The organism is Paraburkholderia terricola (genome assembly GCF_003330825.1).
Taxonomy (GTDB): domain Bacteria; phylum Pseudomonadota; class Gammaproteobacteria; order Burkholderiales; family Burkholderiaceae; genus Paraburkholderia; species Paraburkholderia terricola.
The window spans coordinates 353,659-372,151 of record NZ_CP024941.1 but is presented as its reverse complement, the minus strand read 5'-3'; the positions used below and the strand labels follow the sequence as shown (position 1 = coordinate 372,151).

Sequence of the window (18,493 nt, the reverse complement as noted above, 5' to 3'; positions counted from 1 at the left end):
AAGGGCGCTCCGTCAACTGACGAGCGCCCTTCTTCATTCAGCCGCGAAGATCACTCCGCGTCAGGCTGGGCGCCTGGCGCCGCGCGAGCAAACGCGTCGAGTTGCATCGCGTGATCGTAGATGCGTTGGATCGTCGGAAACTTGCCCGTGTCGACCTTGAAGCGCTGCGCGTTGAATACCTGGGGAATCAGACAGGCGTCGGCGAGCGTGGGCGTATCGCCGAAACACAGTTTGCCGGTGCGTGAACTGCCGGCCAGATGCGTTTCCAGCGTCGCAAAGCCCGCTTCCACCCAATGCCGGTACCACGCGTCCTTCGCGTCGTCGTCGACACACAACGTGTGCTTCAGATACTTCAGCACCCGCAGATTGTTCAGCGGATGAATCTCGCACGCAACCTGCAACGCCACCGAACGCACGTACGCGCGATCGGCCGGCGTCCTGGGCAGCAGCGGCGGCTCGGGATGCGTTTCCTCCAGATACTCGATGATCGCGAGCGACTGCGGCATCACCTCGTTGCCGTCGACGAACGTGGGCACGATGCCGTCGACATTCACCTTGCGGTAGCCGGGTTTCAACTGTTCGCCGCCGTCGCGCACGAGGTGCACCGGCACGTAGTCGTACGGCAGGTTCTTCACGTTCAGCGCGATGCGCACGCGATACGACGCCGAGCTGCGGAAATAGCTGTAGAGCTTCATGTTGTTGTCTCCTCCTCCAACCGGCTGTCAGACCACGCGCACGCTGAACTCTCCGAGCCCGTCCACGCCGCCCTTCATCAGATCGCCCCGCACCACCGCGCCGACGCCTTCCGGCGTGCCCGTGAAAATCAGATCGCCGGGTTGCAACTCGAACAGCGTCGACAGATAAGCGATCGTCTCGCCCACCGACCAGATCAGTTGCGACACATCCGAGCGCTGTTTTTCCTCGCCGTTCACCGACAACCAGATCGCGCCCTTGCCGAGATGGCCGACCGTCGCCGCCGGATGAATCGGTCCGAGCGGCGCCGAATGATCGAAGCCCTTCGCGGTGTCCCACGGACGGCCGAGCTTCTTCGCTTCCGCCTGCAGATCGCGGCGCGTCATGTCGAGACCGAGCGCGTAACCGTAGACGTGATCGAGCGCGCTTTCAGCCGGAATGTTCCTGCCGCCCTTGCCGATCGCCGCGACCAGTTCCATCTCGAAGTGGACGTTTTTCGATTGCGACGGGTAAGGAAATTCGCCGGTGGCGCCGGGCGCGACGTACAGCACGGCGTCGGCGGGCTTGGCGAAGAAGAACGGCGGCTCGCGGTCGGGATCGTGTCCCATCTCGCGCGCATGCGCCTCGTAGTTGCGGCCCACGCAGTAGATGCGACGCACCGCGAACTGCTCGCCGGACCCGACAACTGGCACCGCGACCACCGGTGCGGGTGCGAATACGTAACTCATCCCGTTCTCCGTTTCTTCGATTGTGCCGCCAGCGCGGCGAGAAAAACATCGAGTGTAACGCGCGGCAAAGTGCGGCGCGCGGCGGATGGACAGGGCGCGCCAGGCGAATCGTCTCGCCGGTTTGCCATAGATGCGATACTCACACCCAATAGCGTCCCTTGAATACCGTGGCCACCGCTTCAGGGCGGCACCGCCACACCGTTCCACTGTCCCGATGACTGATTCCGCCGACACTGCCAATCCCTTCCCTTGCGCCCGCTTCATCAAGGAAATCGGCCGCGGCCCGAACGGCGCCCGCGCGCTCACCGCCGAAGACACGCGCGCGCTCTATACCGCCATGCTCGACGGCCGCGTCGCCGAGCTCGAACTCGGCGCGGTGCTGCTCGCCTATCGCGTGAAGGGTGAAACCGCCGACGAACTCGCCGCGATGCTGGCCGGCGCCCATGCGTCGTTCGAACCGGTTCATGTGCCGCACGGCGCCTTCCGGCCCGTCTCGATCCCCACGTACAACGGCGCGCGCAAACAGCCGAACCTCGTGCCGCTGCTCGCCCTGCTGCTCGCGCGTGAAGGCGTGCCGGTGCTGGTGCACGGCGTGACCGAAGACCCGGGGCGCGTGACGAGCGCTGAAATCTTCACGCATTTGCAGATTCCGCACGCGCGCTCGCACGCCGAGATCGAAGACGGTCTCGCCGAGCGCCGTCTAGCGTTCGCGCCGATCGACGTGCTCGCGCCGAAACTCGCGCGCCTGCTCGCGCTACGCCGGCGCATGGGCGTGCGTAATTCGACGCATACGCTCGTGAAGATTCTCCAGCCGTTCGCGCCGGCCGGCCTGCGGCTCGTGAACTACACGCATCCGCCGTATCGGGACAGTCTCACGCAGTTGTTCAACACGCATGCGGACGCGGCGGCCGGCGGCGCCTTGCTGGCGCGCGGCACCGAGGGCGAAGCGGTAGCCGACACGCGGCGCCAGGTGCAGGTCGACTGGCTGCACGACGGCATCTGCGAAACGCGCGTGCCGCATGAGCGCTCGTCGCCGGACGCGCCGGAAGTGGCGTTGCCCGAAGCGCGCGACGCACCCACCACGGCGGCGTGGATCGGCGCCGTGCTGCGCGGCGAGGCGCCCGTGCCGAGCGCGATCGAACGACAGGTCGAACTGATCGTGGACGTCGCGAAGACGCAGGTGTGAAGGGCGCTGCGCGAGCGTGGTGATTGCGCTTGCTGCAAGGGATGGACCGCATCTCGCCTGACGCGACAGCATCGGGCTGTCGCTGCATCGCCATGCGAGTGATAGGGCAATCTGGCTGCGGCGTGGACGACCGGCGCATGACGGCTCGACGCCGCTCAAGCGCCAACCGGCAGGCTCACTCGATCGCGCAACGGGTGGCTTGCCACGCAATCAGCCGCCATTGCCCGGCTTCGTGCGTATGAATCGCGGTGTACGCGATGGGGAACAGGAGTGCGCCGTTATTCGCCTCCATCTCGATCAGCGCGCGCCCCGTGACGACGCAGGTCTCGCGCCCCACCGGCAACACGTCTTGCGACTGCACCTCGATCTGCCGGTAACGGCGGCGGCCGCCGGTAATCCCGTCGATGAACTGCCGCTTCGTCTCGCGTTTGCCGTTGGTATGGACATAGCTCACGTTGTCCGCGAGCAGTGTGTCGAGCGATTGCCCGTCGCCGTCGACCATCGCACGAAAGCGCTCTCGCTCGAGCCCGCGAATCGCTTCGATTATCTTTGCCGCCATTGCTCAGCCCTCGCACCGGTGAGCCGAACATGGCCACGGTCGTCAGAAGTTATATTGCAAATATAGCTGGCTGAAATTTATACCAGGATTCGGCTCTTTGATACCGCCGTTGGAAATATGCTGGAAGCGGTAGCCCGCCTGATACTGCTGACGATGGCCGAACTGCACGCCCACGCCCGCGACGTCGGCGAACTGGAACGCCGAGCCGAGCGTGAAGTCGGAGGAAATTCGCGGACTCGACAGGAGCCGCACGCCGGCGCCCACTTCGATGAAAGGACGGATCGACCCGGATGCCTTGATGAAGCGAATCATCGGCGTCACGCCGATCTCGCCGATGTTGTCGTGCACGTTGCCTTCGTTGGTATGCCACCAGGCCATGTGCGCCTCGCCGATCAGCGTGAAATGCCAGTCACCGATTTGCCACCAGGTGAGGTCCGGATCCCAGACCACGCCGAGGTCGAGCTTTTTCACATGATGATCGCCCACGCCGCCGGCGACCTGCAAACCGAACTGATCGGCCGCGGCCAGTCCGGATACACCCAACAGCACCGCTGCCGACGCGCTTTTCAGCGCCAGAACACGCCAAGCCTTCTTTTTGTTGTTCATCTAACACCCGAGCTCGCCGAACGTTGAACAATCTGTAACAGATTTGCCTATTCTAAATTCAATCACGATCAGGCGGATCGTATGAAGAAATCTTATTTTTCGCAATTAGTCACTTCTAAAACGGCAAATATCGTTCATTTATGATCGCGGAACAGCATAGCCCGGTAAGTTCTACGGCCCACACAGGGCAAGCGCAAGCGGCGTATGATGGCTATCAGGAAGTGAACTTCAATAGAAAATGACGGAACTTGGATGCCCCTACCGCTTCTAAGTATTAGCACTCAGGAAATCAGAGTGCTAACATCCAACGCTGGAGTCGTCACCTGAATACGCTGTTACCTGATTCCAAAGGAGTTTTTTACGTGAGCCATGCAATGACCCTTCCGAGTACTCTGAGCCCGTCGTCGGCTAAGGCCGCTTCGGCAGGTGCACTGGCGCTCTCGCATTCCTCGCTGCTGCCCGGTCAACTGGGCAACATCGACGCCTACATCCAGGCCGTCAATCGCATTCCGATGCTGACGCCTGCGGAAGAACGCCAGTTCGCCACCGAATTTCGCGAGCAGGGCAATCTCGAGTCCGCCCGTCGTCTCGTCCTGTCGCATCTGCGGCTGGTCGTGTCGATCGCGCGCAACTATCTCGGTTATGGCCTGCCGCATGCCGACCTGATCCAGGAAGGCAACATCGGCCTGATGAAGGCCGTGAAACGCTTCGATCCCGAGCAGAACGTGCGCCTCGTGTCGTACGCGATGCACTGGATCAAGGCCGAAATCCACGAATACATCCTGCGCAACTGGCGCATGGTGAAGGTCGCCACCACCAAGGCGCAGCGCAAGCTGTTCTTCAACCTGCGCAGCCACAAGCAGGGCTTGGGCGCGTTCACGCCCGACGAGATCGAAGGTCTCGCCAAGGAGCTGAACGTGAAGCGCGAGGAAGTGGCCGAGATGGAAACGCGCCTCTCGGGCGGCGACATCGCGCTGGAAGGCCAGGTCGAAGACGGCGAAGAGTCGTACGCGCCGATCGCCTACCTTGCCGACTCGCATAACGAGCCGACCGCCGTGCTGGCTTCGCGTCAGCGCGACAAGCTGCAAACCGACGGTATCGCGAGCGCGCTGGATGCACTGGACGCCCGCAGCCGCCGCATCATCGAGGCACGCTGGCTGAAGGTGGAGGACGACGGCTCGGGCGGCTCGACGCTGCACGAGTTGGCCGACGAATTCGGCGTCTCGGCCGAACGGATTCGCCAGATCGAAGCAAGCGCAATGAAGAAGATGCGCGGCGCACTGACCGAGTATGCGTAAGGTCTGAAAAACCGAGCAAACCGGTTCGCGCGACGCACGCTGACCAGCCGGCCGCAAAGCCCCGCCCTCGCAAGACGGCGGGGCTTTTTTCCGTCCAGGCGTCGAAGCGTCGAAGCCCCGCCTCCTTCGCCGTGCGCGCATCGACGCAGGGCCACGGCCGGCCGGCCGGCGTTCCTTGACCTACCTCAACCCCCCTGGCAATACTGCATCAACCGTGTGACGCCAGCGACCCGATGCCGCAGCGCGGAACCCACGCGCGCAAGGTCCCGCTCCTAAAATCGGGATGCACTCGCCGGATCGCTCGCGCGATCTGGATCCAGCCGGACCAACCGGCGTGAAGTCGCCATCGACCGCCCATGACCCTAGCCCTCAATCGCAATAACCGCCCTCGCCCGAGCCTGCGTCAACGGCTCGCCGGGTGGGTGCGCGGTCCGACGCTGGCGCGGGATATCGCCATCGTCCTCGCCATCAAATTCACGCTGTTGATGGTGCTCAAGTACACGTTCTTCAATCATCCCCAGGCGGAGCACATGTGGCTGCCGCCTGAGCAGGTTTCGCAGGCGCTGCTGTCAACGCCTGCCCCGCATCCGTCCCAAGGTGATCAACATGCCCGTTAGCGAAGTCGTAGAACTGTCGCGCCTCCAGTTCGCCATCACGGCGCTTTATCACTTTCTGTTCGTGCCGCTCACGCTCGGCCTGTCGTGGCTGCTCGTCATCATGGAATCGGTCTATGTGATGACCGGCAAGCAGATCTACAAGGACATGACCCAGTTCTGGGGCAAGCTGTTCGGCATCAACTTCGCGATGGGCGTCACCACCGGTCTCACGCTGGAATTCCAGTTCGGCACCAACTGGTCGTACTACTCGCACTATGTCGGCGACATCTTCGGCGTGCCGCTGGCGGTTGAAGGTCTGATGGCGTTCTTCCTGGAGTCGACCTTCGTCGGCCTGTTCTTCTTCGGCTGGACGCGGCTTTCGAAAGTGCAGCACGTCACCGTCACGTTCCTCGTCGCGCTCGGCTCGAACCTGTCGGCCCTCTGGATTCTGGTGGCCAACGGCTGGATGAACAATCCGGTCGGCGCCACCTTCAATTACCAGACCATGCGCATGGAACTCGACAGCATCTTCTCCGTGCTGTTCAATCCGGTCGCGCAAGTGAAGTTCGTGCACACGGTCTCGGCCGGTTACGTGACGGCGTCGATGTTCGTGCTGGGCGTGTCGTCGTGGTATCTGTTGAAGCGCCGCGACACCGAATTCGCGCTGCGTTCGTTCGCCATCGCCGCCGGTTTCGGCCTTGCGTCGACGTTGTGCGTGATCGTGCTCGGCGACGAATCCGGCTACCGTACCGGCGAAGTCCAGCAGGTGAAGCTGGCCGCGATCGAGTCCGAATGGGAAACCGCGCCCGCGCCGGCGCCGTTCACGCTCGTCGGTCTTCCGAACCAGAAGGAAGAGCGCACCGACTACGCCATCCGGATTCCGTACGCGCTCGGCCTCATCGCCACGCGCTCCATCGACGAACCGGTGGTCGGCCTGAAAGACCTGATGGCGCAGAACGAAGTGCGCATCAAGAACGGCATGCTCGCCTACGCCGCGCTGCAGAAGCTCAAGCTGGGCGACGCCACCGACGAAGCCAAGGCCGAGTTCGACGCGCACAAGAAAGACCTCGGCTACGGTCTGATGCTCAAGCAGTTCACCGCGAACGTGACCGACGCCACGCCGGAGCAGATCGCCCAGGCCGCAAAAAAGACGATACCGCCCGTCGCGCCCGTGTTCTTCTCGTTCCGCTTGATGGTCGGCCTCGGCATCCTGTTCCTCGCCACTTTCGTGCTGGCGTTCTGGTTCTGCGCGCAGCGCTCGCTGCTGCTGCAAAAGCGCCGCTGGTTCCTGCGCTGGGCCGTCTGGGCGATTCCGCTGCCGTGGCTCGCGGCTGAATTCGGCTGGATCGTCGCCGAAGTGGGCCGTCAACCGTGGACCATCGCCGGCATTCTGCCGACCCACCTGTCCGCCTCGAGCCTGACGCCGGGCGACCTGTATCTGAGCATCGCCGGCTTCGTGGTGTTCTACACCGTGCTGTTCATCATCGAAATCATGCTGATGTTCAAGTACGCGCGGCTCGGACCGTCGTCGCTGCACACCGGGCGCTATCACCACGAACTGCAACAGCCGCGGCATCAGCCGGTGAATCAGCCGCTGCCGACCAACACGGCCGCATGATTCGCCGCCACTCTGCTTCAAGGGAAACCTCATCATGGATTACGCAACCCTCAAACTGATCTGGTGGGTGCTGATCGGCGTCCTGCTGATCGGCTTCGCGCTCACCGACGGCTTCGACATGGGCGCCGCGATTCTGCTGCCGTTCATCGGCAAGACCGACGCCGAGCGGCGCATCGTCGTGAACACGGTCGGCGCGACGTGGGAAGGCAATCAGGTATGGCTCATCACGGCAGGCGGCGCGATGTTCGCCGCGTGGCCGCTGGTGTACGCGGCGTCGTTCTCCGGCTTCTACTTCGCGATGCTGCTGGTGCTGTTCGCGCTGTTCTTCCGGCCGGTCGGCTTCGACTACCGCAGCAAACGCGAGGACCCGCGCTGGCGCAGTGCGTGGGACTGGGCGCTGTTCGTCGGCGGCTTCGTGCCGGCGCTGGTGTTCGGCGTCGCATTCGGCAACCTGCTGCAAGGCGTGCCGTTTTCGTTCGACACCGACCTGCGCGTCACCTATCACGGCGGCTTCTTCGCCTTGCTCAACCCGTTCGCGGTGCTGTGCGGGCTCGTGAGCGTGTCGATGCTGGCCGCGCACGGCGCAGCCTTCGTGAAGATGAAATCGGACGGCATCGTCGCCGAACGCGCTTCGCTCGCGCTGCGCATCGCGTCGCTGGCCGGCGTCGTGCTGTTCCTGATCGCGGGCGCGCTGATCGCGGTGGTGATCGGCGGCTATCAGATCGTCGACGCCGCGCCGCTCGATGCGGTCGCCAATCCGCTAATGAAGAGCGTGATCGGCGCGCCGGGTCTGTGGCTCACCAACTACGCGACCTATCCGTGGATGACGGCCGCGCCGATAGCGGGTCTCGGCGGCGGCGTGCTCGCCGCGTTGCTCGCGCGCTCGCGCTTCGAAAAGAGCGCGTTCCTGGCGACCTCGTCGACGATCATCGGCGTCATTCTGACGGCGGGCTTCTCGATGTTCCCGTTCATCATGCCCTCGTCGCTCGACGGCCGCAGCAGCCTCACCGTGTGGGATTCGACCTCGAGCCGCATGACGCTGCAGATCATGCTGGTGGCGGTCGTGGTTTTCCTGCCGCTCATCCTGATCTACACGAGCTGGGTCTACCGCGTGATGCGAGGCAAGGTGACCGCGGCTGCGCTCGAAGAAAATCATCATTCGATGTATTGACCGGCAATACGATTAACAGGAGTTTGCGATGTGGTACTTCAGTTGGATTCTCGGCATTGGCGTGGCGTTGGCGTTCGGCATCATCAACGTCATGTGGCTGGAATCGCGCCGGCCGGCGGAAGTGGGAAAGCACAAAGCGCGTTGATCGAGCCATTGCCGGCGATGCCGGCTAGCGCAAGCGGGTAAACGCAAAAGCGGCGCCTTGAATTGAAGGTGCCGCTTTTTTATTGTCGCGTTGTCTTGTCAGAAGAGACGCGCGGTAAGCGGCGCAGAGGCCGCTGCATCACACGACATCAAGCCGGCAAAGGCGTCGCGCCGCCGCTCGTGGGCGACAGACGCGTCGCCAGTTGCGCGGCATAGCGCTGCGCCGACTCGCCGACCACGATATGAAACGTGTCCGCCGACACCCACGCCGTATCGAGCGTGGCGAGGCGCTGACGATCCACCGCCGACGGATCGCGCACGACGATACGCAGACGCGTCGCCGCGACGGCATCCAGCGACAGCACGTTGCCCGCGCCGCCGAATACGGCGAGCCAGCGCTGGGGGTCAGGATCGAGCGGACCGCCTTGAGCGCTCGCGGCGGCAGTCGCGGAAGCCGCGGCAGGCGCAACAGGCGCAGCAGCGGACACAGTAACCGCCTTCACCGCTTCGCCGCCGCCCTGCGCGATCACCGCGCGGATCTCGTCCGCAATGATGTCCGCTTCCGGTCCGATGATCACCTGCACGTTGGTCGCGCCGCGCTTGAGCACGCCGCGCGCGCCGATCGTCTTCAGTTCGTTTTCCGAGACCTTGTCCGAGTCGACCACCGACAGACGCAGACGCGTCGTGCAGGCATCCACCACCGACAGATTCGACGCGCCGCCCAGCGCCGCGATATAACGCTGCGCGCGCGGCACGGCTGCGCCGGCTACCGGCGAAACGAAGCCGCCGGCGGCAAACGATTCGACCTGTTCATCGGCGGCAGCGGGTTCGCGGCCCGGCGTCGCCATGTTGAATTTGCGGATGAAGAAACGGAACAGCCCGTAGTACAACACCGAGTACACGAGACCGATCGGAATCGCCCACCAGCCCCTCGTCGAGAGGCCGTAGTTCAGCACGTAGTCGATCGCGCCGGCGGAAAACGTGAAGCCGAGGTGAATGCCGAGCGCCGAGCAAACAGCAAGCGCGACGCCGGTCAGCAGCGCGTGGATCGCATACAGCACCGGTGCGAGGAACATGAAGCTGAACTCGATCGGCTCGGTCACGCCCGTCAGGAACGAGGTGAGCGCCATCGAGAACAGCAGGCCGCCGACCACCGCGCGGCGCTCCTTCGGCGCTTCATGGAACATCGCGAGGCACGCGGCCGGCAGACCGAACATCATGACCGGGAAGAAGCCCGTCATGAACGTGCCCGCGCTCGGGTCGCCCGCGAAGAAGCGATGCAGGTCGCCCGTCACCGCGGCGCCGCCCGGCGGCGTGAAGGTGCCGAACACGAACCACGTGAGCGAATTCAGAATGTGATGCAAGCCCGTGACCAGCAGCAGGCGGTTCAGCACGCCGAACACGAACGCGCCGAACGCGCCCGCGGTGGTCAGCCAGTGGCCGGCCGTGTCGATCACGGCTTGCACCGGCTGCCACACATAACCGAACACAATCCCGAGCGCGAGACAGGCCACCCCCGTGACAATCGGCACGAAGCGTTTCCCTCCGAAGAACGCGAGGTAGTCGGGCAGCTTGATGTCCTTGTATTTGTTGTACAGCAAGCCCGCGACGATACCCGCCACGATCCCGGACAACACGCCCATGTTGAGCTTGTCGTTGATGTCCTTCATTACCGCGACTTCGATCAGATAACCGATCGCGCCCGCGAGACCCGCCACGCCGTTGTTGTCTTTCGCGAAACCGACCGCCACGCCGATCGCGAACAGCAGCGGCAGGTTGTCGAAGATCGCGCCGCCGGCGTCGGCGATCATCTTGATGTTGAACACATCGGGCTGGCCCAGGCGCAGCAGCAGGCCGGCAACCGGCAGCACCGCGATCGGCAGCATCAGCGCGCGTCCCAGGCGCTGAATCTTCAGAAACGGATTCCCATCCATTGATATCTCCAATCCTTGTCTCGTTGTGGACTGTCGTTGTCGACTGTCGTCGTTGAGTTTCGTCGCTATACGTGGTTGATCGAGCGAAGCCGGCTGCGGACTGCGTGGGTTCAGTCCAAAGGCCAGGTTTCGCGACTTGCTGCCCTTACCGCCTGGGCCGATTCGAGCGCGAGTGCATCCTGCGCGCGCTGACGGCACAGCTGATAATCGAGGTTGCGCACGCGCGCCTTGATGCCCGGCACCGACACCGGATCCACCGAAAGCTCGGTCACGCCGAGACCGACGAGCAGCGGCATCGCCAGCGGATCGCCCGCCAGTGCGCCGCATACGCCGACCCATTTGCCATGCTTGCTCGCGCCTTGCACGGTCGCCGAAATCAGGCGCAACACCGCCGGATGCAGGCCGTCGGCCTGGGCGGCGAGATCGGCCTGACAGCGGTCCATCGCCAGCGTGTATTGCGTCAGATCGTTGGTGCCGATCGACAGAAAATCCGCGTGCCGCGCAAGCTGATCGGCAAGCAAAGCCGCCGACGGCACTTCGATCATCACGCCGACTTCGATCGGCTCCGTGCGGCCCGATTCGCGGGCGAACTCATCGATCCGTTTGCGGATGCGGATCAACTCGCCGACGTCGGTCACCATCGGCAGCAGAATCCGCACCGCGCCGAGCGGCTGCACCGCCAGCAGACCGCGCAACTGATCGTCGAGCAGATCGGGGCGCACTTGCGCGAGGCGGATGCCGCGCAGACCGAGTGCCGGATTCGGTTCGGGCGGCAGCGTCAGGTAATCGACTTCCTTGTCCGCGCCCACGTCCAGCGTGCGGATGATCGCGGTGCGGCCGTTCAAGGCGTCGACGATGGCCTGGTAGCTTTGGCGATGCTCATCCGTGGTCGGCGCCGCCGAGCGATGGATGAACAGCAATTCGGTGCGGAGCAGGCCGACGGAATCGGCGCCGTTGTCGACGGCGGTTTTGGCGTCGTCGAGCGTGGCGATGTTCGCGGCCACTTCGATCGCGCGGCCATCGGACGTCACCGCGGCCTGCTGCGAAGTACGGCGGTTCGCTTCGCGCACGCCGGCCAGACGCGTGCGCTCCAGCCGCGCGCGTTCCACGTCGAGTTCGGTCGGCGCGAATTCGAGCCGGCCGGTGCTGGCGTCCACCACCACTTGCGTGCCCTCGGGAATCGCGTGCAGCGCGTCGCCAACGGCCACCAGTGCGGGAATGCCCGCCTGGCGCGCGAGAATCGCCGCATGCGAGGTCGCGCCGCCGCGCGCCATCACGAGCGCGGTGACACGCGAGCGATCCAGCGAAGACAAATCGGACGGCGTGAATTCCTCGGCCGCCAGCACGGCTTCGTCGGGCAGCGTGCGCGCTGCGGCGTTCGTATAACCCAGCGCGCGCAGCACGCGCTTTTCGATGTCGCGCAGATCGGCGGCACGTTCGGCGAGCAACGCGTCCTCGATGTTCGTCAGGATGCGGATCTGCGCGCGGATCGCCTCGCGCCACGCGAAACCCGCGCTCTTGCCGAGGCTGATCAGATCGCGCGCCGCGTCGAGCAGCGTCGGGTCTTCGAGCAGCACACGGTGCACCGCGAAAATGCCCGCTTCGCCATGCGCGCCGCGTTGTGAGGCGTCGCGCACAGTAATGCCGAGATCGGCATCGACGGTGGCAATCGCCTTGTCCAGCAGACGGCTCTCCGCGGCGGATGTGCCGGTCGCCGTCTCCGGTGGATCGATGTCCGCATCGTCCCAGCGCACCAGCTTGCCGACCGCGACGCCCGGCGCCGCGCAGACGCCCGCGAGCGTATTCGGCGCAAGCACTTCGTCCGCCGCGCGCGCCATCGCTTGCGGCGCCGGCGAGCTGACGCGCGCCGGTTTTTCCTCCACTTCGCCGTGCGCTTCGCGCGTCAATTCGCGGGCGATTGCATCGACCGCGGCCTGGGCTTGCGGACCGACGCCGAGCAACTCGACCGTCGCGCCTTCACCCGCGCCCAGCCCAAGCAGGCCGACCACGCTTTCGATCGACGCCTTGCGCCCCTCGTAACGCACTTCGACGCGCGCGTCGAAACCGCGCGCCGCTTCGCGGGCACGCGCGGCGGGCCGCGCATGCAGGCCGCCGGCGTGGGCCAGCGTGACCTGCTGACGCGCTTCCTCGGTGACGTTCGTCGCACTCGCCTCGCGCGACGCATGGGCCGCCGCGCCGCCGCGTGCGCGCAGCACCAGCAGCGGCGTTTCGCCGGCTTTCAGCATGCCGCCTTGCACACGCTCGACGATCTCGAACGCGTCGGAATTGGCAATCGCGATCACCGACACAAGGCTCGGCGCATTCAGCGCGACCTGGTCCTGATCGAACTCGATCAGCACGTCGCCGGTGCGCACGTGCGCGCCTTGCTCGACCATCGGCGTAAAGCCCTTGCCGCTCAGCTCGACCGTGTCGATACCGATGTGCAGCAGAATTTCCGCGCCTTCCGCGGTGGCCAGCGTCAACGCGTGACCGGTGCGCGCAAGGTGGGTGACGATGCCGTCGCACGGCGCGACGAGTCGGCCCTCGAGCGGATCGACACCGATGCCGTCGCCGAACATGCCGCCCGAAAACACAGGGTCGGGCACGTTCGCGAGCGGCACGACCGGACCGGTCATCGGCGCGAGCAAAACAATATGGCCTTCAGAATGGCTCTTCAAGCGGGACTCCTCGACACGTCGCATCTGATTTTCTCGTCAGTGAGTTTCGGTGACTTTGTTGAGATGGCGCGGCGCGTCAGGATTGCGCCCGCGCGCGGCGGCAAGGCCGGCGGCCATCACATAAAAGGAAAGGATCGCGGCGATCGGATCGAGCGCCGCATGCGCGGTGGCGGCGAGCGGCAAGCTCGCTTCCGTCACGTCGGCCGGCGCGGCGAGCAGCACGCGCGCGCCGCGCGCCTGCATGTCGCGCGCGAGTTGCAGAAGGCCGGCCTGTTCGGGTCCACGCGGTGCGAACACCAGCAGCGGGTAATCGCGGTCGATCAGTTCCATCGGACCGTGGCGCACTTCCGCGCTCGAAAACGCTTCGGCCTGAATGCCGGAGGTTTCCTTCAGCTTCAGCGCGGCTTCCTGCGCGGTCGCGAGACCGAGACCCCGGCCGATCACGATCATGCGCTCGATGCCGCGCAATTCGTCCACGGCTTTCGACCAGTCGAGCTTGCCGGCCGCTTGCAGCGCGTCGGGCAGCGTGTTCAACGCGCCGAGCAGCGCCGCGTCATTCTGCCAATGCGCGACCAGTTGCGCGGAAATCGACAGCATCGCGATGTAGCTCTTGGTGGCCGCGACGCTCAACTCCGGTCCGGCCAGCAGAGGCAAGTGGAATTCGCACGCGTCGGCCAGCGGCGAACCCGGCGCGTTCACCGCGGCCACCGTCAACGCGCCGGCGCGGCGCAATGCTTGCATGGTGCCGATCAGATCGGGGCTCTTGCCCGACTGCGAGAACGCGAGCGCAAGCTGGTCGCGCACCTGTAGCGGCGCCTGTTGCAACGTGGCGACCGACATCGGCAGCGAGGCGACCGGCACGCCGAGGCGGCTCATCGTCAGGCTGGCGAAGTAGCTCGCGGCATGATCCGAACTGCCGCGTGCGACCGTCAGCGCGACATGGCGCGGCTGCTGCGCGAGCTTCGCCGCCAACGCCGCCACGCGCGCGGTGTCCGTGAGTTGCGCGGCGACCGTTTCAGCGGACGCCAGCGCCTCTTTAAGCATATTCGACAATTGCTTCTCCTTCGACGTAAGTCGCGGTCAACGCCAGTTCACGGTCGAACACGACCAGGTCGGCCCACGCGCCGCGCACGATGCGGCCGCGGTCTTCGATGCCGAGATAGTCGGCGGCGTAGCGCGACAAACGGTTTGATACATCGGCGATCGGCAAGCCGATCGAGACGAGATTGCGCAGCGCCTGATCCATCGTCAGCGTGCTGCCGGCGAGCGTGCCGTCGGCGAGACGCACGCCGCCGAGGCACTTCGTTACGTGCTGGCTGCCGAGGCGGTATTCGCCGTCGGGCATGCCGGTGGCCGAAGTGCTGTCCGTCACCACGTAGAGACGCGGAATCGCGCGCAACGCGGCGCGGATCGCGCCCGGATGAACGTGCAGCAAGTCGGGAATGATTTCGGCGAATTCGGCGTGCGCGAGCGCCGCGCCGACGATGCCGGGATTGCGGTGATGCAGCGGCGACATCGCGTTGAACAGATGCGTGAAGCCGCACGCGCCGTGCTTGAGCGCGGCGACGGCGTCGTCGTAGGTGCCGAGCGAATGGCCGAGTTGCACGCGCACGCCGCGCGCCGCCATCTCCGAGATGATTTCCATATGGCCGGCGATCTCCGGCGCCAGCGTCACGACGCGAATCGGCGCGGTCGACAGATACTTCAGCACCTCGTCCATCACCGCCGAAACGGCGGCGTCGGGTTGCGCGCCGAGCTTGCCGGGGTTGATGTACGGCCCCTCCAGATGCACGCCGAGCACCCGCGAGCCACCCGGCGTGCGTATCTTTGCGTTGTGGCCCAAGCCCGCGACGACGCTCATCAGTTCGTCGCGCGGCGCGGTCATCGTGGTGGCAAGCAGGCTCGTCGTGCCATGGCGCGCATGCGTGCGCGCGATCGTTTCGATCGCGTCGCCGGCTTCCATCACGTCGGCGCCGCCGCCGCCATGCACGTGCAGATCGATGAAGCCGGGCAGGATGTAGGGCGCGTCGTTTGTCGACGGATCGACACGCTCGCCCGTCAGCGCCGTGATGCGGCCGTTTTCGTATTCGAGCGTGCCGTGAATCCACCCATCGGTGGTGAGTATGTTTCCGGTCAGCATGAGTCTCTCTGGTGAGGCGTGATACAGGTGCGACTGAATGGCGTTCGCCTGCGTTGTCGACGGCGGCAGGCCGCCATGCGTCAAAGCGACTTTTCAGGTGCGCAATTCAGCGACGAAATCGTAGTAATCGTCGCGGCAATAGGTGTCGGTCAGTTCGATCGCGCGCTGGTCCGCGCTATATCCGACACGCGTAATGACCAATAGCGCCGAGCGCGGTTCGATGTCCATTAACGATGCGATCTCGCTCGAGGCGTTGACCGCGCGAAAGTGCTGCAAGGCGCGCACGACGGCGGCGCCCCGTTGTTCCAGATAGCTGTAAAGCGACACGCCGATCGCGTGCGGGTCGGGCACGACAGCGGCCGGCAGCGCCGAATGCTCGACCGCCATGACGATGCCGTCCGCGCGCCGCAGCCGCCGCAAGCTCGCCACGGCGGCGCCCGGCGAGAGCCCGAGGTGCACCAGTTCGTCGCGATTGGCGGCGCGGATATCGCGCTCGAGCCACACCGAATCCGGGCGGAAACCGCGCTGCTGCATCTTCTTCGTGAAGCCGGTGAGCCGCGACAGCGGATCTTCGACGCGCGGCGTGATGAAGCTGCCCGCGCCGCGCGCGCGCCGGATCAAACCCTGCTCGACCAGCAACTCGATCGCCTTGCGCGCGGTGATGCGCGACACGCCGATCGCGTCGGAGAGCGTGCGCTCCGACGGCAGCGCCTCGCCCGCCGACCACACGCCGCAGTGAATCGCCGTCGCGAGATTGCGCGCCAGCTGCAAATAGAGCGGCGTGACGTTGCGGACGTCAGGCATGAGTGCGGACCAGCGAGTTTCCATGGGGCTCCGGCGGTGTGCGTGGGAGAGTCCGGCCTACGAAAAAGAGAGCCCATTATATAACCAACATAATACCAGTCAATCGACTGGTTCCATGCTGCCACGGCCTGTGTCAAAGCCTTGCCGGATAAGCGTCAGCCGGGCATTACAGCGCCTTGGACGATGCTTTTCCGGCACCAGGATTTACCCGCACGCGGGAGGCGAAACCCGAAAAACGCGATCCATACTGGGCTCCTACAAGCCGGGCGAGATGACCATGATCCATACCTTTTTGATACCACTTGCCGCGCCGCCGCCCAAGCGGCTTTTTTAATGGAATGCCTTCAAATATAGTGTTGTGTTCCCAGCCCATAAAAATCCCTCCGGGAGCAGCATTGACAGATTCCGAGGCGCTGCGACGCGCTCAGGCCGTCCGCCATTTCAACCGCTTCTATACCCAGCACATTGGCGCATTGCATGAGCATCTGGCAAGAAGCGCCTTCTCGCTTACGGAAGTGCGAGTCCTGCACGAACTCTCCCGCGGACATGCGCAGACAGCGTCGGCGCTCGGCCGCGCGCTCGGGCTCGACAGCGGTTATCTGAGCCGTCTGCTGACCAGCTTCGAGCGACGCAATCTGATCACGCGGCGCCCGTCCGACTCGGATGCGCGGCAGTCGCTGATCGCGCTCACCGACAACGGCCAAGCGGCTTATGCGCCGCTCGATGCGGCGGCGATCGAAGAAGTGTCCGGGGTACTGGGCGGCCTCGCGCCGCGCGCCCAGCAAGATCTCATCGCTGCGATGAAGCTGATCGAACGGCTGCTCCGCGGCAAGCAACTCGCTGGACCGGTCGAGCTTCGGCAGCCGCGCGTCGGCGAATGCGGCTGGCTCGTGCATCGGCAAGCGCAATGGTTCGCCGCGCAATACGGCTGGGACCAATCGTTCGAAGGACTGCTCGCACGCGTCGTCGCCGATTACACGCAACGCAACGATCCGGTGCGCGAGATGTGCTGGGTCGCCGATCAGGAAGGCATCGTGGTCGGCTCGGTGTGCATCGTCGGCGTCTCAACGACGGTGGCGGGCGTGCGGCTGTTGTGGGTGGAACCGGACGCGCGGCGTCTCGGCATCGGCACGCAGTTGCTCAGCGAATGCCTGCGCTTCGCCGGGCGCGCGGGTTACACGAAGCTCACGCTGACCACCGCGAGCACGCTTGCGGACCCGCGCCGGCTATGCGAGCGCGCCGGCTTCACGCTCGCGGGCACGGCGGCGGAGCGGCGCTTCGGCAAGGATCTGACGGTTGAGCGGTGGGAGCGCGAGTTGTAGGAGCGGGGCTGGCCCGCATGCGAGTGAAGGAACTGCCGGTTCCCCTTTCACTCGCACTCGCTTGAACGCAGCCGCTTAGAACGACGGCACCACCGAACCCCTGAACTGCGTCTTGATGAACTGGCGCACGTCTTCCGACTGGTAAGCCGCGACCAGCTTCCTGACCCACGGCTTGTCCTTGTCCTGTGCGCGCACGGCGATCAGATTCGCATACGGGCTGTGAATGTCCTCGAGCGCGATGGCGTCCCTGGTCGGCTGCAATCCGGCGGCCAGCGCGAAGTTGGTGTTGATCGCGGCGGCGTCGACGTCCGACAGCGAGCGCGGCAGTTGCGCGGCGTCGAGTTCGACGAGCTTGATCTTCTTCGGATTGTCGGCGACGTCGAGCGCGGTCGCGTTATTGCCGTTCGCGCCCGCGCCGGCCTTGAGCTTGATCACGCCTTGCGCCTGCAACAACAGCAGCGCGCGGTTCTCGTTCGACGGATCGTTCGGCACCGCGACCTTCGCGCCTTGCGGCAGATCCTTCAGCGACTTCAGCTTCTTCGAGTAGATGCCGAGTGGCGAGATATACGTCAGGCCGACGTTGACGATCTTGTAGCCGCGCTGCTTGATCTGGCTATCGAGGTAGGGCTGATGCTGGAAACTGTTCGCGTCGAGGTCGCCCGCGTCGAGCGCGGCGTTCGGCTGCACGTAATCGTTGAATTCGACGACCTTCACGTTCAGCCCTTCGCGCTTCGCCACCTTCGTGACGACTTCCCAGATTTGCGCATCCGAGCCGCCGATGGTGCCGACCTTGATGGCTTTGTCGTCGGCGTGCGCGCCGAAGCTGGTGACGATCGCCGCGCCGGCGACGACTGCCGAGAGGGCTTTGAGTATGTTTCTGCGCTGCATGTAGTTCTCGCTTTTTCTGATCGATGTCAGATTCGGGCGGAAGCGGGCGGCGTTGCTCAGCGATGCTTCGCGTTGCTCTGCGTGACTGATGGCAGCGCCGCCAACTCGGCCGTAAATGCTCTCATAGG

Annotated in this window: 18 protein-coding genes; 7 read left to right on the top strand and 11 right to left on the bottom strand. The window is 64.8% G+C overall.

Annotation, left to right across the window (positions count from 1 at the left end; translation table 11 throughout):
• Positions 1–50 precede the first annotated feature (50 nt).
• Positions 51–695: a maleylacetoacetate isomerase gene (maiA, locus tag CUJ90_RS01705; RefSeq protein WP_114161831.1), complete on the bottom strand. Its 645-nt coding sequence runs from the start codon at positions 693–695 to the stop codon at positions 51–53.
• Between the two features lie 27 nt (positions 696–722).
• The gene (locus CUJ90_RS01700; protein WP_114161830.1) at positions 723–1,421 is read right to left on the bottom strand and encodes a fumarylacetoacetate hydrolase family protein; all 699 of its coding nucleotides are present in this window, start codon (positions 1,419–1,421) and stop codon (positions 723–725) included.
• Positions 1,422–1,635: 214 nt separating this feature from the next.
• Between CUJ90_RS01700 and ybiB the strand changes: the two genes are divergently transcribed.
• On the top strand, positions 1,636–2,607 hold the full coding sequence (gene ybiB / locus CUJ90_RS01695; RefSeq protein WP_083084724.1) for a DNA-binding protein YbiB: 972 nt from the start codon (positions 1,636–1,638) through the stop codon (positions 2,605–2,607).
• Between the two features lie 175 nt (positions 2,608–2,782).
• On the opposite strand, the gene CUJ90_RS01690 is transcribed toward ybiB, so the two are convergent.
• Positions 2,783–3,166, bottom strand: coding sequence for a nuclear transport factor 2 family protein (locus CUJ90_RS01690; protein ID WP_073429397.1), 384 nt, complete (start codon positions 3,164–3,166; stop codon positions 2,783–2,785).
• Between the two features lie 42 nt (positions 3,167–3,208).
• Complete coding sequence (locus tag CUJ90_RS01685) at positions 3,209–3,772, bottom strand: acyloxyacyl hydrolase (RefSeq protein WP_114161829.1); 564 nt, start codon at positions 3,770–3,772, stop codon at positions 3,209–3,211.
• 362 nt (positions 3,773–4,134) lie between these two features.
• Between CUJ90_RS01685 and rpoH the strand changes: the two genes are divergently transcribed.
• The 5 genes from rpoH (at position 4,135) to cydX (ending at position 8,600) form a co-directional block, all read left to right on the top strand.
• Positions 4,135–5,070: an RNA polymerase sigma factor RpoH gene (gene rpoH, locus CUJ90_RS01680; protein ID WP_073429395.1), complete on the top strand. Its 936-nt coding sequence runs from the start codon at positions 4,135–4,137 to the stop codon at positions 5,068–5,070.
• Positions 5,071–5,426: 356 nt separating this feature from the next.
• Positions 5,427–5,687: a cytochrome oxidase putative small subunit CydP gene (cydP, locus tag CUJ90_RS01675; protein ID WP_073429394.1), complete on the top strand. Its 261-nt coding sequence runs from the start codon at positions 5,427–5,429 to the stop codon at positions 5,685–5,687.
• Positions 5,677–7,284 (top strand): cytochrome ubiquinol oxidase subunit I, encoded by a 1,608-nt coding sequence (locus CUJ90_RS01670; protein WP_114161828.1) that lies wholly within the window; start codon positions 5,677–5,679, stop codon positions 7,282–7,284. Before cydP ends, CUJ90_RS01670 begins: the two co-directional genes overlap by 11 nt.
• A gap of 34 nt (positions 7,285–7,318) precedes the next feature.
• Positions 7,319–8,455, top strand: a complete 1,137-nt coding sequence (cydB, locus tag CUJ90_RS01665; protein ID WP_114161827.1) for a cytochrome d ubiquinol oxidase subunit II — start codon at positions 7,319–7,321, stop codon at positions 8,453–8,455.
• A gap of 28 nt (positions 8,456–8,483) precedes the next feature.
• Complete coding sequence (gene cydX / locus CUJ90_RS01660; protein ID WP_083084727.1) at positions 8,484–8,600, top strand: cytochrome bd-I oxidase subunit CydX; 117 nt, start codon at positions 8,484–8,486, stop codon at positions 8,598–8,600.
• 148 nt (positions 8,601–8,748) lie between these two features.
• Here cydX and nagE read toward each other — a convergent pair whose 3' ends face one another.
• The 6 genes from nagE to CUJ90_RS32270 form a co-directional block, all read right to left on the bottom strand.
• A complete protein-coding gene (gene nagE, locus CUJ90_RS01655) occupies positions 8,749–10,533 on the bottom strand; it encodes an N-acetylglucosamine-specific PTS transporter subunit IIBC (protein ID WP_114161826.1) in 1,785 nt (594 codons plus the stop codon).
• A 110-nt stretch (positions 10,534–10,643) separates the two neighbouring features.
• A complete protein-coding gene (gene ptsP, locus CUJ90_RS01650) occupies positions 10,644–13,235 on the bottom strand; it encodes a phosphoenolpyruvate--protein phosphotransferase (protein ID WP_114161825.1) in 2,592 nt (863 codons plus the stop codon).
• Between the two features lie 12 nt (positions 13,236–13,247).
• Complete coding sequence (locus tag CUJ90_RS01645; protein WP_114161824.1) at positions 13,248–14,255, bottom strand: SIS domain-containing protein; 1,008 nt, start codon at positions 14,253–14,255, stop codon at positions 13,248–13,250.
• Positions 14,248–15,351, bottom strand: coding sequence for an N-acetylglucosamine-6-phosphate deacetylase (nagA, locus tag CUJ90_RS01640; RefSeq protein ID WP_114163410.1), 1,104 nt, complete (start codon positions 15,349–15,351; stop codon positions 14,248–14,250). Before nagA ends, CUJ90_RS01645 begins: the two co-directional genes overlap by 8 nt.
• A gap of 93 nt (positions 15,352–15,444) precedes the next feature.
• A complete protein-coding gene (locus CUJ90_RS01635; protein ID WP_114161823.1) occupies positions 15,445–16,179 on the bottom strand; it encodes a GntR family transcriptional regulator in 735 nt (244 codons plus the stop codon).
• 142 nt (positions 16,180–16,321) lie between these two features.
• On the bottom strand, positions 16,322–16,528 hold the full coding sequence (locus tag CUJ90_RS32270) for a hypothetical protein (RefSeq protein ID WP_152035325.1): 207 nt from the start codon (positions 16,526–16,528) through the stop codon (positions 16,322–16,324).
• Between the two features lie 22 nt (positions 16,529–16,550).
• Between CUJ90_RS32270 and CUJ90_RS01630 the strand changes: the two genes are divergently transcribed.
• Positions 16,551–17,477 (top strand): bifunctional helix-turn-helix transcriptional regulator/GNAT family N-acetyltransferase, encoded by a 927-nt coding sequence (locus CUJ90_RS01630; protein ID WP_073429386.1) that lies wholly within the window; start codon positions 16,551–16,553, stop codon positions 17,475–17,477.
• A 75-nt stretch (positions 17,478–17,552) separates the two neighbouring features.
• Here the strand turns inward: CUJ90_RS01630 and CUJ90_RS01625 are convergent, their stop codons facing one another.
• Positions 17,553–18,365 (bottom strand): MetQ/NlpA family ABC transporter substrate-binding protein, encoded by an 813-nt coding sequence (locus CUJ90_RS01625; RefSeq protein ID WP_114161822.1) that lies wholly within the window; start codon positions 18,363–18,365, stop codon positions 17,553–17,555.
• Positions 18,366–18,493 lie beyond the last annotated feature (128 nt).